The sequence below is a fragment of the Arthrobacter sp. K410C genome, assembly GCF_059090105.1.
Genome location: NZ_JBNHFJ010000026.1, coordinates 1 through 16,663 on the forward strand (window position 1 = coordinate 1; position 16,663 = coordinate 16,663).

Annotated in this window: 9 protein-coding genes; 2 read left to right on the forward strand and 7 right to left on the reverse strand. The window is 65.9% G+C overall.

Translation table 11 applies throughout. The features are described from left to right. Positions 1–323 precede the first annotated feature (323 nt). Genes AC5RU7_RS19890 through AC5RU7_RS19900 form a run of 3 tightly spaced genes read right to left on the reverse strand, consistent with a single transcriptional unit; the run spans position 324 to position 7,880 of the window. The gene (locus AC5RU7_RS19890) at positions 324–4,043 is read right to left on the reverse strand and encodes a 1,4-alpha-glucan branching enzyme (protein WP_494053688.1); all 3,720 of its coding nucleotides are present in this window, start codon (positions 4,041–4,043) and stop codon (positions 324–326) included. A gap of 1 nt (position 4,044) precedes the next feature. After that, positions 4,045–5,841 (reverse strand): maltose alpha-D-glucosyltransferase, encoded by a 1,797-nt coding sequence (gene treS / locus AC5RU7_RS19895; protein ID WP_494053689.1) that lies wholly within the window; start codon positions 5,839–5,841, stop codon positions 4,045–4,047. Then, positions 5,838–7,880 carry an alpha-1,4-glucan--maltose-1-phosphate maltosyltransferase gene (locus tag AC5RU7_RS19900; RefSeq protein WP_494053704.1) on the reverse strand — a complete coding sequence of 681 codons (2,043 nt, stop codon included), beginning with the start codon at positions 7,878–7,880 and terminating at the stop codon, positions 5,838–5,840. Before AC5RU7_RS19900 ends, treS begins: the two co-directional genes overlap by 4 nt. A 191-nt stretch (positions 7,881–8,071) precedes the next feature. Here AC5RU7_RS19900 and glgP point away from each other — a divergent pair, with 191 nt between their 5' ends. Both glgP and AC5RU7_RS19910 read left to right on the forward strand, forming a co-directional pair. Beyond that, positions 8,072–10,690 (forward strand): alpha-glucan family phosphorylase, encoded by a 2,619-nt coding sequence (glgP, locus tag AC5RU7_RS19905; protein ID WP_494053690.1) that lies wholly within the window; start codon positions 8,072–8,074, stop codon positions 10,688–10,690. Positions 10,691–10,728: 38 nt separating this feature from the next. After that, entirely contained in the window at positions 10,729–12,516 is a 1,788-nt protein-coding gene (locus AC5RU7_RS19910; protein ID WP_494053691.1) for a thiamine pyrophosphate-requiring protein, read from the forward strand. A gap of 6 nt (positions 12,517–12,522) precedes the next feature. On the opposite strand, the gene AC5RU7_RS19915 is transcribed toward AC5RU7_RS19910, so the two are convergent. From AC5RU7_RS19915 to rlmB, 4 genes are all read right to left on the reverse strand, one after another. Continuing rightward, positions 12,523–12,879, reverse strand: a complete 357-nt coding sequence (locus AC5RU7_RS19915; protein WP_009357281.1) for a barstar family protein — start codon at positions 12,877–12,879, stop codon at positions 12,523–12,525. Positions 12,880–12,886: 7 nt separating this feature from the next. Beyond that, positions 12,887–13,363: a guanyl-specific ribonuclease gene (locus AC5RU7_RS19920; protein ID WP_494010711.1), complete on the reverse strand. Its 477-nt coding sequence runs from the start codon at positions 13,361–13,363 to the stop codon at positions 12,887–12,889. 13 nt (positions 13,364–13,376) lie between these two features. Next, positions 13,377–15,488 carry a glycogen debranching protein GlgX gene (gene glgX / locus AC5RU7_RS19925; RefSeq protein ID WP_494053692.1) on the reverse strand — a complete coding sequence of 704 codons (2,112 nt, stop codon included), beginning with the start codon at positions 15,486–15,488 and terminating at the stop codon, positions 13,377–13,379. Positions 15,489–15,593: 105 nt separating this feature from the next. Further along, complete coding sequence (gene rlmB, locus AC5RU7_RS19930) at positions 15,594–16,583, reverse strand: 23S rRNA (guanosine(2251)-2'-O)-methyltransferase RlmB (protein ID WP_494053693.1); 990 nt, start codon at positions 16,581–16,583, stop codon at positions 15,594–15,596. Positions 16,584–16,663 lie beyond the last annotated feature (80 nt).

Below are 16,663 nucleotides of genomic sequence, written 5' to 3' on the forward strand. Positions count from 1 at the left end.
TGGCACACTATTGAGTTCTCAAACAACAGACACACCCGGCACCACCCAAACCAAACATTCAGGATCGCTCCGGAGCAACTTTTCAAACTTACCGGCTGGCTTCACTCTTGTCAAACCGGCGGTCGCGACCTTCATCAGCGTGAAGCTTTTTGGTCGGGTTTTCCGGCTGACTCTGTGGACCAGCGCGGAAATAAACTCTACCACCACTTGGCCGCGATGGCCAACTCTCCCGGACGCCGGTTCCCGCCACCAAGGTGAAGGGGCACGGAAAAGCCCGGAATCACAGGGATTCCGGGCTGTTCCATGCGGTTCACGCCGGCAGGCTACGCGGAGGCTGCTGTCCCACGCCCCGATACCTTCGGTGCTGCAACTCCTGGCTTGAAGTAGGCCGCGCCGAGCGGCGGCAGGGTAACGGTCAGCGTGGCGGGCTGGCCGTCCTGGCCTTCGTCGACGGCCTTGAGTCCTTCCTTGTTCAGGACACCGGACCCGCCGTAAGTTTCATGGTCCGTGTTGAGGACTTCCATCCACGGCCCCGCCGCCGGTACGCCCAGGGTGTAGCCGACGTGCGGGCCGCCGGAGAAGTTGATGGCGCACACCAGCGGGTTACCGTCCTTGTCCCAGCGGATGAAGGACAGGACGTTGCGGTCGGCGTCGCCGCCGTTGATCCACTGGAACCCGCCGGGCTCGTTGTCCCGGGTGTAGAGCGCCGGTGTGGTCTTGTACAGCTCGTTCAAGTCCTTGGTCAGGAGCTGCAGGCCCTTGTGCGCGGGGATGTCCGCAAGCCACCAGTCGAGCCCGTGCTGCTCGGACCATTCGGCTTCCTGGCCGAATTCGGTGCCCATGAAGATCAGCTGCTTGCCGGGGTGCGCCCACTGGTAGGCCAGGAAAGTGCGCAGGTTGGCGAGCTGCTGCCAGCGGTCGCCCGGCATCTTGCGCAGCATGGAACCCTTGCCGTGGACAACCTCATCGTGGCTGATGGGCAGCAGGAAGTTTTCCGTGAACGCGTACACCATGGAGAACGTGACGGTGCCGTGGTGCCATTTACGGTTGACGGGATCCTCGGAGGCGTACTTGAGGGAGTCGTGCATCCAGCCCATGTTCCATTTGAGCCCGAAGCCCAGCCCGCCGTGGCTGGTGGGCGCCGTGACGCCCGGGAACGCTGTGGACTCTTCCGCGATCATCACGGCACCCGGGTGCGTCTTGTAGACGGTGGCGTTGACTTCCTGCAGGAAGGAGATGGCCTCCAGGTTTTCCCGTCCGCCGAAGCGGTTGGGCTGCCACTGGCCGTCCTGTCGGGAGTAGTCCAGGTAGAGCATGGAGGCAACGGCATCCACGCGCAGTCCGTCAATGTGGAACTCGTCGAGCCAGTAGAGGGCGTTGGCCACCAGGAAGTTGCGTACCTCGGTACGGCCAAAGTCGAAGATCAGGGTTCCCCAGTCCGGGTGCTCGCCAAGGTTCGGGTCGGCGTGCTCGTAGAGTGGCTCGCCGTCGAACTGGGCAAGGGCCCAGGCGTCCTTGGGGAAGTGGGCCGGAACCCAGTCGAGCAGCACGCCGATGCCGGCCTGGTGCAGCGTGTCCACCAGGTACCGGAATTCGTCCGGGTGGCCAAAGCGGGACGTCGGCGCAAAGTAGGAGGTGACCTGGTAGCCCCAGGAGCCACCGAACGGGTGCTCCGCCACAGGCATGAACTCCACGTGGGTGAAGCCGAGCCATTTGACGTAGTCCACCAGTTCCTTGGCGAGCTCGCGGTAGCCCAGCCCCAGCCGCCAGGACCCGAGGTGTACTTCGTAGACGCTCATCGGGGAATTGTGCGGATCACGCTGGGCACGTGCTTCCATCCACTCGTCGTCCTTGAAGGCGTAGGAGGATTCCACCACCCTTGAGGCCGTCAGCGGTGGAACCTCGGTTCCGAATGCCAGGGGATCAGCTTTCTCCACCCAGTGACCGGCCCTAGTCCGGATTTCGAACTTGTAGCAAGCGCCGGCTGAAACGCCGGGGATGAAGAGTTCCCACACCCCTGAGGAGCCCAGGGAGCGGAGGGAGTGTTCGCGCCCATCCCAGGCGTTGAAGTCGCCCTTGACCCGGACAGCCTGCGCATTGGGAGCCCAGACGGAGAAAGAAACGCCGTCCACGTCGCCCAGGGAGGACTTGTAGTGCCGGGCATGGGCGCCCAGGACCTCCCACAGCTTTTCGTGCCGGCCTTCGCCAATCAGGTGCAGGTCCACCTCGCCGACGGTGGGCAGGTACCGGTACGGTTCGTCGACCGTCACTGGTTCAGCCCCCGGGTAGGTGACCGAGAGCCGGTAGTCCGGCACATGTCCGTGCTGCAGCGGTTCCAGGACCGCCACCCATACGCCGTGCGCCTCGTGCTGCATGGGAGTTTCGCCTGCGGAGGTGATGACGTTGACTGCTTCGGCCAGGTGCTTCACCGTGCGGATGGTGACGTGCCCGTAGTCGTCCAGGTGCGCACCCAGGACAGAGTGCGGGGCGTGGTGTTCACCGTTTGCGATCCTGCCCAAGGTGCCGTCGTCCACCTGCAGCGGTGCGCCCGGGCGGTCAGTTCGTGCTGAGCCTGTCATTTCGTTACCTTCCGATGCTGCCCCGGCATGGTCGCCGGCGCTGTTACCGCTAAGGAGCCGCCTGGAGGCGTTCACCGGGATCGCCAGCCAGTCGGGCCTGTTACGCATTTCATAAACTACTTCGTACAGTGCTTTGTCCAGCCACAATGCCACAAAGAGGGGCGCGTTCCGGTCCACGGTTCCGGGCGTGACGCTGGCGTAGCCGTCAAGGAATGCTTCCGCGCAGTCGTCCACCCAGGCTGCGGGCACCTGGGCGCCTTCCTGTTCGCGCTGGGCAGCTCCCGCCGCGTAGTCGAAGGAGCGGAGCATTCCGACGACGTCGCGCAGGGGAACATCGGGGACGTTCCGTTCGGCGATGGGCCGGAGGGGCTCGCCTTCGAAGTCGAGGATGGCCCACCGGTCAGGGCCGGCCTGTGCCGGGACCTGCAGGATCTGGCCAAGGTGAAGGTCGCCGTGGATCCGCTGGAGCCGCCCGGTGGGTACGCCGTCGAGGCCTTCCAGCAGCGCGTCCAGTTCTTTGTCAAAGGGCCCGACGGCGGGACCGGCTTCCGCCCATGCCTGGCGGACGCGCTGGGCTACTCCCGGTCCGATCACCTTGCCCGGTTCGCTTTCGGCGGACTGTCCCAGCGCTTCGGCAAGGCGGCGGTGCACTGTTGCGGTGGCGGCTCCGAGGGCCCGAGCTTCTGTGGTGAAATCAGTGCCGGAACGGGCGGCGTCCACCGCGAGGCGCCAGGCATCCCGGCCGCCGGCCAGGAACTCGTGTGCCACGGCCAGCTCGCCCTGCACCTGGCGGGTCCCCTTTCCGTCAGACGGGGTCCTGCCTTGGGCCAGCCACTCCCCCCGCACCCAGCCAAGGGTTGCGGGCACCTCGGACGTCCCGGCGGAGGTCAGGGCGGACCCCACCTCAACTTCGGGGTTGGCGCCCTCGGACAACACCCGGAAGAATTTCACAATCGCTGCCGATTCGCCGTCGTCCACAATCACTGAACTGTTGGACTGCTCCCCGGACAGGACCTTCACAACACCGTGCGCGGTAGGCAGCCGGTAGCTCCCGGGGACCTTGAAGCCCGCTGCCGTGCCGCTGGCAGCCTTCTCTTCATTCCGGATCAGCTGCAGCCATGAGCCCACGAAGTCGGGATCGTGGACGGCGTCGTAGACCCACGGACGGGACGGATCCGTGCCGGCCGCCTGGCCAACAAGCGCCCGTTCCATTCCTGCTGCGGGTGCGGGCCGGAAGCTCAGCGGAACCTGGACCACGGCAGTCCGCCTGCCGCCGTCGGAGCCCTGCGTGCTGACGTTCAGCAGGAACACGGACAGGGCTGCGTGCCTGGCCGGGTCTTCAAGCCCCAGGCTCCCGGCCTGGGACATTTCGAAGTCAGGCGACTTGATGGGAAACCAGCGTTGCTTCGGGAGCCATTCCTGGAGCAGCGCGGTCAGGGCGGGCGTGAGAATAGGCTGGTTCATGTCACTCCTCTATCGACAGGATGGGCATGGCCTGGGTGTAGGGCGATGACGGGTTGGATGCCGCAGACCGGACGCGCAACCAGAAGAAATCGTGGCTGCCCAGGGTCAACGTCAGCGTGCCGTCGTCATTGATTCCGGGGAACACCTGTCCCCCGAAGACATCCCGCAGTCCGCGGCCGGCGTACTCCGGTACCCGCAGCCGGGCTGCCACGGGGTGCTGGGAAAGGTTGAAGACGCACAGGACGGTTTCGCCGTTCAGTCCCGCGGGGTTGCCATGGGGCAGTTCGCGGAGGTAGGCAAGGACGGCGTCGTGGTCGGCCTCCACGTGCTTGTAAACGCCCAGCCCGAACGCGGCATGGTTCTTGCGGACGCTCAGGATCTGCCGGGTCCACCGGAGCAGGGAACCGGAATGGGCGGACTCGGCCTCCACGTTCGCCATGCTGTAGTTGTACACCAGCGACTGGATGGGAGGCAGGTACAGCTTGCCCGGGTCCGCGTGGGAGAAACCGGCATTCCGGTCGGGGTTCCACTGCATGGGGGTACGGACGGCGTCCCGGTCCTCCAGCCAGATGTTGTCGCCCATACCGATTTCGTCGCCGTAGTACAGGAACGGGCTGCCGGGCAGGGACAGGAGCAGCGCGTTGATCAGTTCGATCTCGGCACGGGAGTTGTCCAGCAGCGGCGCCAGCCGGCGCCGGATGCCGATATTGGCCCGCATCCGGGGATCGGGCGCATACCAGCCGAGCATGGCCGCGCGTTCGTCGGCGCTGACCATTTCGAGGGTCAGCTCGTCATGGTTGCGCAGGAAGGTGCCCCACTGGGCGCCCTCCGGAATGTCCGGGGTGTCCCTCATGGTCTCGATGATGGGCGCTGCCTTCTGGTCCCGGAGCGCATAGTACAGCCGCGGCATGATCGGAAAGTGGAAGGCCATGTGGCACTCCGGTTCCGCTTCCGTGCCGAAGTACTCCACCACCTCGTTGGGTGGCTGGTTGGCCTCGGCGATGATCACCCGGCCGGGGTAGCTTTCGTCCACCATGGCCCGCAGTTTCCGGAGGAACTCGTGGGTGGCCGGCAGGTTCTCGCAGTTGGTCCCTTCCTCCTCGTACAGGTAGGGGATGGCGTCGGCCCTGAAACCATCGATGCCCTGGTCCAGCCAGAACCGCACCACATCGAACAGCGCCTCGATCACCCTGGGGTTTTCGAAGTTCAGGTCCGGCTGGTGGCTGAAGAACCGGTGCCAAAAGAACTGCCGCCTGATGGGGTCGAACGTCCAGTTCGATTCCTCGGTGTCCACGAAGATGATGCGGGCATCCTGGTACTTCTCGTCCGTGTCACTCCATACGTAGAAGTCCCCGTAAGGCCCCTCGGGGTCCTTGCGGGACTCCTGGAACCAGGGGTGCTGGTCCGAGGTGTGGTTCAGCGGCAGGTCGATGATCACGCGCACGCCCCGGGCATGCGCCTCGGCCACCAGGCGCTTGAAGTCGCTGATGGTGCCGAACTCGTCCAGCACGGAGTTGTAGTCCGAAATGTCGTAGCCGCCGTCCCGCAGCGGTGACTGGAAGAAGGGCGGCAGCCAGAGGCAGTCCACGCCCAGCCACTGCAGGTAGTCCAACCGGTCGATCAGGCCGGAGAAGTCTCCGGACCCGTCGCCGTTGGCATCCGCGAAAGCCCGGACCAGTACTTCGTAGAACACGGCCTTCCGGTACCACAGCGGATCATGCTGGAGGCCCGGGGCGTTGAGCTCGAATGTGCTCTTGGGAGTGAAGTGCTGGCCCGAACTTTGCGCAGTAAAACTCACTGATGCATTCTCCTCACGCTGAGGATGTGTGCGGGCTCAACATGCGGGTCCAGGCGCACGTAGTTGTACTCGCCCCACTCCCAGCTTTCCCCGGAGATGAGGTCGTCCACGTGGAACCCGCCATTGGCCGTCAGGTCCTGCGGATCCAGTTCAAGCGCGGCGAGGTCCAGTGTCACGGTGGATTCCCGAGTGACATGCGGGTCCACGTTGACCACTACGATGAGGGTGTCCTTGGAACCGTCAGGCAATGTCTTGTGCTTGGAGTACACCACCGTGGCGTCGTCCGTGCTCTGGTGGATTGTCAGGTTCTGCAGGTCCTGGAGCGCAGGGTGGTCCCGGCGCAGGTGGTTCAGCCGGGTGATGAACGGCGCCAGGGTGCGTCCGGATTCGGCTGCCGCATCCCAGTCGCGTGCCTTGTATTCGAACTTCTCGTTGTCGATGTACTCCTCGGCGCCCGGGCGGGCAACGTGCTCGTATAGCTCGTAGCCGGCGTAGACCCCCCACAGCGGGCTGGCCGTGGCGGCCAGGACTGCCCGGATCCGGAACGCCGGCGGGCCGCCAAACTGCAGGTAGGGGGTGAGGATGTCCGGGGTGTTGACGAAGAAGTTGGGCCGGAAGAACGCCGGCGAATCGTGGCTCACCTCGTGGAAGTAGTTCTCAATCTCCTTCTTCGTGTTGCGCCAGGTGAAGTAGGTGTAGGACTGCTGGAAGCCGGCCCGGCCCAGGGCGTGCATCATTGCGGGCCGGGTGAACGCCTCGGCAAGGAACACCACGCCCGGCACTGCTTTGTTGACTTCGGCAATAAGCCATTCCCAGAACCAAACAGGTTTGGTGTGCGGGTTATCAACCCGGAAAATCTTTACGCCGTGGCTGACCCAGAGCAGGACAATCCGGAGAATTTCATTGGAAAGGCCCTCAGGGTCATTATCGAAATTGAGCGGATAAATGTCCTGGTACTTCTTGGGCGGATTTTCGGCGTAGGCAATGCTGCCGTCCACGCGGGTAGTGAACCATTCCGGGTTCGACGTTACCCACGGGTGGTCCGGAGCGGCCTGCAGGGCGAGGTCCAGGGCAACTTCCAGGCCCAGCTCATTGGCCCGGGCCACAAAAGCGTCAAAGTCCTCGAACGTGCCGAGGTCGGGATGGATGGCATCGTGCCCGCCTTCCTCGGCACCAATGGCCCAGGGCGAGCCGGGGGCATGCGGACCGGCAACCAGGGTGTTGTTGGGCCCCTTGCGGTGCTTCACGCCGATGGGATGGATGGGCGGCATGTACAGGACGTCGAAGCCCATGGCCGCGACGGCGTCCAGCCGCCTGGCGGCAGTGCGGAAGTTACCGGAAGTCCACGTGCCGGTGGTGTGGTCCTTGACGGCGCCCTCTGAACGGGGAAAGAACTCGTACCAGGCACCGCGGCCGGCACGGTCACGCTCGACATTGAGCGGGTACTTTTCGGAGACCGTCACGAGTTCGCGGATGGGCTGGCGGGCGACGATGTCCGCCACTCCGTGACTGAAGCCGGCGGCGAGGCGCTCCTCCGGACTCAGCGACCGGTCCGCCAGCCTCTCGGCGACCCAGCGCAATGTTGCCCTGTCCGCCTCGTTCCGGGAGTCGTCGTCGGACGCTTCGGACAACAGCGCAGCGCCCTCAGCGAGCATAAGTTCAACATCAATCCCGGCGGCGATCTTCACCTCGGCGTTGTGGTGCCAGGTGCCGTAGCGGTCATGCCAGGCTTCAATGACAAAGGACCAGTGCCCGGTTTCCGACGGCGTGAGGATGCCTTCCCAGCGGTCGGTTCCCATGCCGCGTTCCCCCCGCGGCGGCGCGAGCCGGACGCGCTGGCGCTCTGCGCCCGACGCGTCCAGCAGGACTGCGCTCACGCCGAGCTGGTCGTGGCCTTCCCTGAAGCAGGTGGCACCCACCACGATTCCTTCGCCCGGCAGGGCCTTGGCCGGGAACTTTCCACCCTCGACGACGGGCTGCACGGCCGTGATCGGAAACCGTCCGAACCGCAGCCCCTCCGTGATGGATCCCCTTGGCATTTTCTCTGTTACGGCACTGATTCCTGAGTTAGTCGTCACAGGCTCGACGTTAGCGAGAAAAGTCCAAGATTGCTAAGCCTGCTCACTAATCTCGTCGTGCCGCACGTCATCTCCTGCACGCCCCTGTCATTTACCCAAAAGAAACCCAAAGCTGGTTCCGGCCGCCCATGTTGTCCGTTAGTGTGACGCAGGTGAAGGCAATCCGCAGGTTTACGGTCCGTACAGTCCTCCCCGAGCCCATCCGCCCGCTGGCGCGGCTTGCAAGCAATTTGCGCTGGTCCTGGCACCGCCCCACCCGGGAACTCTTTGCGGGGTTGAACCCCCGCATCTGGGAAGAAAGCGAGCAGGACCCCGTCGGCTTCCTGGGCATGGTCAGCAGGGAAGAATTCCAGCGGCTTGCCGCCGACCAGTCCGTGGTGGAGCGGGTGCGGGCAGCGGAGCAAGACCTTGACCGGTACCTTGAGGAACCGCGCTGGTACCAGGGCCTGGGGCCGGAGGCGCCGGCGTCCATCGCCTATTTCTCCCCCGAGTTCGGCATCACCGAGGTCCTGCCACAGTACTCCGGCGGCCTGGGTATCCTGGCCGGCGACCACCTGAAGGCGGCGTCGGACCTCGGCGTGCCGCTCATCGGCGTGGGCCTGCTCTACCAGGCCGGCTACTTCAAGCAGTCGCTGTCCCGGGACGCCTGGCAGCAGGAGACCTACCCCGTCCTGGACCCGGACGGCCTGCCCCTCACCCTGCTTCGCGAACCCTCCCCCGACGGCAACGGCAAGCCCCTGCAGATCACCCTGCCGCTGCCCAACGGCCGCCGGCTGCTGGCACACATCTGGCGGGCCGACGTCGGACGCGTCCCCCTGCTGCTCCTTGACTCGAATGTGCCCGGCAACGATGACGCGGCGCGCAGCATCACGGACCGGCTGTACGGCGGCGGCGGTGACCACAGGCTGCAGCAGGAACTGCTGCTCGGCATGGGCGGCGTCAAGGCGCTGCGCGCCTTCCAGCAGCTCACCGGTTGCCCCGCGCCGGAAGTGTTCCACACGAACGAGGGCCACGCCGGCTTCCTGGGCATTGAACGCATCCAGGAGCTCATGTCCGGGGACCAGGCGCTCACCTTCGATGAAGCGCTGGCGGCCGGCCGCGCCTCCACCGTGTTCACCACCCACACTCCTGTTCCGGCCGGCATCGACCGGTTCGAGATCTCGCAGATCAGCCACTTCTTCCAGGCCGGACTGGCGCCCGCCGTGCCGGTGGACCGGATCCTGGAACTGGGCCGCGAGAACTACACCGACGGCAACCCGGCCGTGTTCAACATGGCGGTAATGGGCCTGCGCCTGGCCCAGCGCGCCAACGGCGTGGCCAAGCTGCACGGCGAAGTGTCGCGCGGCATGTTCTCCGCTCTGTGGCCCGGCTTCGACCCCTCCGAGGTACCCATTACCTCGGTAACCAACGGCGTGCACGTGCCCACCTGGGTGGACAGCCGGATCGCCAAGCTGGCCCGCGACCAGTTCGGCAGCGAGGCCGAGGCCAATGGCCGCTGGGATCTGGCTTACAACGTCAGCGACGCCGACGTGTGGGCGCTGCGGCGAGAGATGCGGTCCGCGCTGGTGGACGACGTCCGCAAACGGCTCCGTGCAGCCTGGAAGAAGCGCGGCGCTGCCGACGCCGAACTGGGCTGGACGGACAACGTCCTGGACCCCGATGTGCTGACCATCGGCTTCGCCCGGCGCGTTCCCACCTACAAGCGGCTGACGCTCATGCTGCGCGAACCGGAACGGCTGAAGGCACTGCTCCTGCACAAGGACCACCCCATCCAGCTGGTCATCGCTGGCAAGTCCCACCCTGCCGACGATGCCGGCAAGAAGATGATCCAGGACCTGGTCCGTTTCACCGACGACCCCGAGGTCCGGCACCGGATCGCGTTCCTGCCCAACTACGACATCGCCATGGCGCGCACCCTGTTCCCGGGCTGCGACGTGTGGCTGAACAACCCGCTCCGTCCGCTGGAAGCCTGCGGGACATCCGGCATGAAGGCGGCGCTGAACGGTTCACTGAACCTGTCCGTCCTGGACGGCTGGTGGGACGAGATGTACGACGGCGAGAACGGCTGGGCGATTCCCACCGCCAATAACGGCGCATCACCGGAAGAACGCGACGACATCGAGGCGGCAGCGCTGTACGAGCTGCTCGAAACCCAGGTGGCGCCAAGGTTCTACGGCAGCACCGTCTCGGAGGCGGCGGGGGCCGCCGGGCCCTCGACGTCGGCGGCGGAGAAGGTCCCCACGCACTGGGTCTCGATGATCAAGCACACCCTGTCGCACCTGGGCCCTGCCGTCTCTGCCGAGCGTATGCTGCGCGACTATGTGAACATCCTCTACCGTCCGGCCGCCGAAGCCGGCCGCAAGGCCATCGCCAACTCGTACTCGCAGGCACGTTCGCTCGCATCGTGGTCAGCCAAGGTACGTTCCAACTGGTCCCAGGTCCACGTGGAGCACGTGGATTCGGTGGGCGTCTCCGAGGATCCGCAGATCGGCGACACCCTGCAGGTCAACGCCTACGTGGCCCTGAACAGCCTTACCCCGGATGACGTGTGCGTGGAGGTGGCCTACGGCCGGGCCGAGGAAAGCGACACCCTGGCGGACATCACCCTGATGGAGCTGCAGGTGAAGGAGGACCTTGGCAACGGCCGCCACCTTTTCAGCGGCTCGCTGGTGATCGACCGCTCGGGCTCCTTCGGCTATACCGTCAGGGTCCTGCCACGGCACGAGGCCCTGGCATCCAAGGCTGAGCTGGGCCTGATCGTCAACGCCTGACCCTTCGCCAACCGGCCTGAACCGACGCAGGAGGATCCATGACTGAACAAACCGTGGCCGACGTGATCGTTGACCGGCTGACCACCTGGGGCGTGGACCGGGTTTTCGGCTACAGCGGCGACGGAATCAACGGTTTCATGGGGGCGCTGCGGCGGTCCGGCGGGCGCGTCGAGTTCGTCCAGGCCCGGCATGAGGAAACGGCGGCATTCATGGCCGTGGGCCACGCGAAGTATACGGGCGGCGTGGGGGTAGTGACCTCAACCCAGGGCCCGGGCGCCGTCCACCTCCTTAACGGGCTGTACGACGCGAAGCTCGACGGCGTGCCGGTGGTTGCGATCGTGGGGCAGCAGAGCCGTACGGTGCTGGGCTCGGCCTACATGCAGGAAATTGACCTGGGGGCCCTGTTCAAGGACGTCGCATCCCAGTTCGTCCAGCTGGTCAGCGCCCCGGAGCAGGTGCCCATGGTCCTGGACCGTGCATTCCGCACGGCGAAGGCCACGTCCTCGCCGTGCGTCGTCATCGTCCCGCATGACATCCAGTCCGCGCCGGCACCGCAACTCGAGCAGCAGCACGGCATCGTGGTCACCAGCCCCTCGTGGAGTTCCGCCGCCAAAACGCCGCGGGATGAGGACCTGGACGCCGCGGCCGCCCTCCTGAACTCCTCGGAACGGGTGGCGCTGCTTGTCGGCCAGGGTGCCCGGCACGCCTTCGACGAAGTGGTGGCCGTGGCGGAAAAACTGGGTGCCGGCATAGCCACCAGCCTGCTGGGCAAACCGTACGTTGATGAGACGCTCCCCTTCGCCGTCGGGACCATGGGCCACCTGGGCACCACTGCCAGCGCCCACCTGCTGGGCAACTGCGATGCCCTGCTGATTGTGGGGTCCAATGATCCGTGGACGGAGTTCTATCCGCCGCCCGGGGCGGCGCGCGCCGTGCAGATCGATATTGACGAGAAGAAGATCGGCAACCGCTACCCGGTGGAGGTGGGCCTGCCCGGTGACGCGGCATCCGCCCTCGCCGCCCTGGGCCGTAGGCTCGAGCACCGCCCGCGGAGCCAGTGGCGCTCGGACGTGGAATATGAAGTCAGCCGCTGGCGTATCCTCGCCGCGGACCGCGCCGCCGTGCCTGCCTTGCCCGTCAACCCCGAACGCGTGGTCCGCGAGCTTAATGGCAGGCTCCCGGAAAACGCGCAGGTGAGCGTCGACGTCGGAAGCTGCGTGTACTGGTATGCCCGCCAACTGGTGCTGCCGCCCGGGGTCCCGGCGCACCTTTCCGGCACCCTCGCCAGCATGGGGTGCTCCATTCCCTACGGGATTGCCGCGAAGCTGGCCCACCCCGACCGGCCGCTCGTGGCCCTGGCCGGGGACGGTGCCATGCAGATGGCGGGTGTCGCCGAGCTGGCCACCGTGGCGCACCGCTGGCAGGAGTGGGAGGACCCGCGGTTCGTGGTGTGCGTCTTCAACAACCGGGAGCTGACAGAGGTCACTTGGGAACAGCGCGAGTCTGAGGGCGAGCCGCGGTTCGCGGCCAGCCAGGAGCTTCCCGATTTTCCTTTCGCCGGATACGCCGAGCTGCTGGGCCTTGGGGGCATCCGGGTGGAGGATCCGGAGCTGCTCGGTGAAGCGTGGGAGCAGGCCTTCGCCGCGGACCGGCCCGTGGTGATCGAGGTGCTGACGGATCCGGAAATTCCGTTGCTGCCCCCGATCCCGGCCGGCAGGGAAAAAGCGGAGAGCATGCGCAAGGGGCTGGCTGCGGAGGACGACGGCGGCCGGGCCGCCGAACTGCTCGATACCTACCTGTCGCAGGAGGAACCTGCCGGCGGCTGACTGCGGCTAGAGCAGGACGGCGGTAACGGCCAGGTCCTTGCCGGCGTAGCTTTCCGCGTCCTGGAGGATCTCACAGATGATCCCGAAGGACCTGTCGCTCCGGAACGGGGCAGCCACCTGCCAGAGGACGGTGACCGGGGCGTTGCCGTTGTCCGTGATGGAGTCCGCAAAGTCGTGCAGTGAGTCGTTGAGGGCGTCGAGGTTGACCCCGTAGTGTTCCGGAAAACTGAGGACTTCACCGAAGGTTTCCAGGACGGCGCGTTTGCTGTCAGCCGGCGGGACAACCAGGCTTCGGCGTCCGGCATCGGCCACCTGTTCCTGCAGTTCCTCCAGGGTCCAGGTGTCGCCAGAGTAGATTTTCATGGCCTGCTTAGCTGCCTTCCGCTATGAACTTGAACGACTCGTAATGGTCTTCGGTGTAGTACTTGTCGCCGCCGCTGCCGGCCACGATCCGGCGGGCACCCCGGTCTGATTCCCCGGGCGTGGGCACCGTGTACTCGCGGTAGTATCCGCGGTCCCGGCGCGGCAGGATGCGCTCGAAGTTGCCGAAGGTCTGGTCATCCTGGCTGTACTGGTACGGGCCGCCCGCGCGGATGAGTGCCAGGACCCTGCGGCCCTCAGGCGGCAGTTCCGATTCCCGGATGGATGCCAGCCCTGAAGGGTTGTCAGCCGCGACCGGCGCCGCGGGGCCGGACGGTGAGACGGAACCCGGTGCCGTGGCGCGGGAGGTGGCCTCCGCCGTCGTGCTTTCCTTCGGCTGATCCAGGAGTCCGGGGCCGCCGAACATGACCAGGGCCAGCACCACGAGGGCACCCAGCAGCAGGGGCAGGAGGGAACGGTTGCGCATTCTTCGGTCCAGGCTACGTGCGGTAGATGCTGATGGAGTTGGCCTCGGCCACGTCCGTCTCCCCGGCAGCCACCACCCAGCCCTGCCGCTGTTCATGCAGCGGTGAGGTGGTCAGGCGGAGCTCGAACCTGCGCGGAGCGGTCCCTTCGGCGGTCACCTGCGGGAGCGTGATCTGCACGTCCGAGGTTCCGCCGTTCACCACGATCAGTCCTGCGAACTCCCCGTCGTCGGTGCCGAGCAGGAGCTGGACCACCCGGTGGCGCGGATCGTTCCAGCGCTCGGTGGACATTGGCCGGCCGTCCTGGTCGAACCAGTAAAGGTAGGACTGTTCGTCGCGGACGGGGAAGTCGTGGGGCTGGGCGGCGAGGAACTCCTTCCGCAGGCGGATGTAGCGCTTGGTGCTGCGCAGCATCTCGTGGGATTCCGGCGTGCGGGTCCAGTCCAGCCAGGTGATGGCGTTGTCCTGGCAATAGGCGTTGTTGTTGCCCAGCTGCGTCCGTGCCAGTTCGTCACCGGCGGTGATCATGGGCACGCCGAGGGAAATGAGCAGCGAGGCCATCAGGTTGCGGCGGGACTGGGCCCGCTTGGCAAGAATGTCGCCGTTCTCGGTGGGGCCCTCCACGCCGTGGTTGTAGCTGCGGTTGTCGCCGTGTCCGTCCCGGTTCTGCTCACCGTTGTCCTCATTGTGCTTCCGGTCGAAGGAAACGAGGTCGTTCAGGGTGAAGCCGTCGTGCGCGGTGATGTAGTTGACCGATGCCAGGCGGGAGCGTCCGGAAGCCTGGAAAAGGGCAGCGGAGCCTGACAACGAGTCAGCGAGCTTGGCTACTGACCCGCCGTGGCCGCCGTTTTCGAGGGCTGCCCGGTCCGCAAGCCAGAAGGAGCGGAGGGAATCCCGGAAGTGGTCGTTCCAGTCCACCCAACCCAGCGGGAACCGTCCGGTCTGCCAGCCCCCGTAGCCCACGTCCCACGGTTCGGCGATCAGCTTCACGTCTGACAGGACGGGGTCCGCCGCGACGGCCAGCAGGAATGGATGCCGGGGGTCGAAGTCGTTGGCAGCGTTGCGGCACAGGGTGACCGCGAGGTCGAAACGGAAGCCGTCAATGTGGAACTCGTCCACCCAGTACCGCAGCGAGTCCACCACCAGCTGGACCACCCGGGGCTCGGCGAAATTCAGGCTGTTCCCGCAGCCGGTGGTGTCCACATACCTGCCCTGCCCGTCCGTGCGGTAGTACGTGTCCTCCCCCAGGCCCCGGAAACTCACGGTCTGGCCTTTGGGTCCGCCCTCCGCCGTGTGGTTGTATACGACGTCAAGGATGACCTCGAGGCCGGCGGCGTGAAGGGCCTTGACCATCCCCTTGAATTCGTCCTGCACAGCCTTCGGCCCGGCCTCCCGCGCCGCCTTGGTGGCATATGCCGGGTGCGGGGCAAAAAAGGCCGCAGTGTTGTAGCCCCAGTAGTTGGTCAGTCCCAGGTCCTGCAGGTGCGGTTCGTCGAGGTGGAAATGCACCGGCAGCAGTTGCACCGAAGTGATTCCCAGGCTGGTGAGGTGCTCCACCACGGCGGGGTGGGCCATGCCGGCGTAGGTGCCGCGCAGCTCCCGGGGAACATCCGGGTGGAGCATGGTCTGCCCGCGGACATGGGCTTCGTAGATGATGGTGTCGCGCCACTTCAGGCGCAGCCGTTCGTCACCGTCCCAGGTGAAGTCTCCGGCCATCCGGACGCTGGTGAGCACGCCGTCCCGCTGGTCCACCGCACGGCCGTACGGATCGAGCAGCAGGGGCTGGCCGCCGTCGTCCTCAACCTCCCGCGTGGGCATCGAAAGGGGCAGCGACTGTTCCCGCGACGCGGGGCGGAACCCGTACCGCGAGCCGTAGGGCAAGTCCTCCACGATGCCGTGGTGGACCCCCTCCGTAACGTTGGGGAGCGCCTGGACACGCCAGTCCCCGCCGGGTGCGATGTAGACGATTTCCAGGCTGGGCACTCCCGGGGCGTAGCAGGCCACGTTGGCCCGGCCCCCGGCACGGTGCTGAGTGCCGCCGGAGTCCGCGCGCGGAACGCTGACACCGAGGGGAGCTGCCGTGGAGGAGTCCATGGTGGAAGCGGTGTCGAAAAGCGGCATGACCATCACCTAAATAGTAGCCGCCACGGGCATTTGAACTGCCCCGACGCTAGACATGGCGCCGGGGAGGGAAGGGCCCGCGGGAGGCGGGCTCCATCCACTCTATTTTTCCTACTTTGCGGCGCGCTGGCGCGAGACCTCATACAGGGAGATACCCACTGCCATGGAGGCGTTCAGCGATTCCATCGCCGAATCGATGGGGATGGACACGATCTGGTCGCAGTTCTCCCGGACCAGCCGGCTGAGACCCTTCCCTTCCGAACCAACCACGATGCACACCGGTTCCGTTGCGAGCGTCAGGTCCGGCAGCGAGACGTCGCCGTCGCCGTCCAGGCCCAGGACGAAGATGCCCATGTTCTTGAACTGCTTGAGGGCGTTGTTGAGGTTGGAAGCGCGTGCCACGGGAACGCGGACTGCGGCGCCTGCGCTGGTCTTCCAGGCGGAGGCGGTGACTCCGACGGAACGGCGTTCGGGAACGATGACTCCGTGGCCGCTGAAGGCTGACACGGAGCGGATGATGGCGCCGAGGTTGCGGGGATCGGTGATGCCGTCAAGGGCGACAAAGAGCGGGGCGTTGGGGACGTGCCCCTTCTTCCACTTGTCCACCGTTTCTTCGGCCAGTTCATAGGCATCCGCGTAGTCATACGGCGGGATCTGCAGGACCAGCCCCTGGTGGACGGCGTCATCGGTCATCCGGTCCAGCTCCGGCTTGCCCGTTTCCAAAAGCGGGATGCCGCGCTCGGCAGCGAGCTTCAGGGACTCCTTGACGCGGTCATCCATCTCGATCCGGATGGCGACGTGCAGCGCCTTGGCGGGGATGCCGGCGCGGAGCGCCTCCACCACCGAGTTGCGGCCGGTGACCACTTCCTCGGTGGCACGTCCCTTGGGCCCGGACTTCGCTGCCCCCGCACTGCGGGCACCGGTGCCGCGCTTGGCGGCGGACCGCTCGGCAAGCTGCTTGGCCTTGTGGGCCTTGTGGTACGGCCGGTCTTCCGCCTTGGGCGTTGGCCCCTTGCCTTCCAGGGCCTTTCGGCCATGGCCACCGGTTCCGATGGTTGGGCCCTTTTTCGCTTTAACCGATCGGCGACCATTGTTGGCCATGATGTTCCACCCTTGATTGTGTTGACTGAGTCTGCATACCAGTCTACTGACCGAAGAAAAATCGCCGGACCGCTGCGGGA

Excerpts from the sequence above, each read along its gene's own strand:
- AC5RU7_RS19890 (WP_494053688.1), bottom strand. The coding sequence starts at position 4,043 with ATGAACCAGCCTATTCTCACGCCCGCCCTGACCGCGCTGCTCCAGGAA.
- AC5RU7_RS19900 (WP_494053704.1), bottom strand. The coding sequence starts at position 7,880 with ATGCCAAGGGGATCCATCACGGAGGGGCTGCGGTTCGGACGGTTTCCG.
- AC5RU7_RS19910 (WP_494053691.1), top strand. The coding sequence starts at position 10,729 with ATGACTGAACAAACCGTGGCCGACGTGATCGTTGACCGGCTGACCACC.
- AC5RU7_RS19915 (WP_009357281.1), bottom strand. The coding sequence starts at position 12,879 with ATGAAAATCTACTCTGGCGACACCTGGACCCTGGAGGAACTGCAGGAA.
- AC5RU7_RS19920 (WP_494010711.1), bottom strand. The coding sequence starts at position 13,363 with ATGCGCAACCGTTCCCTCCTGCCCCTGCTGCTGGGTGCCCTCGTGGTG.
- glgX (WP_494053692.1), bottom strand. The coding sequence starts at position 15,488 with ATGGTCATGCCGCTTTTCGACACCGCTTCCACCATGGACTCCTCCACG.
- rlmB (WP_494053693.1), bottom strand. The coding sequence starts at position 16,583 with ATGGCCAACAATGGTCGCCGATCGGTTAAAGCGAAAAAGGGCCCAACC.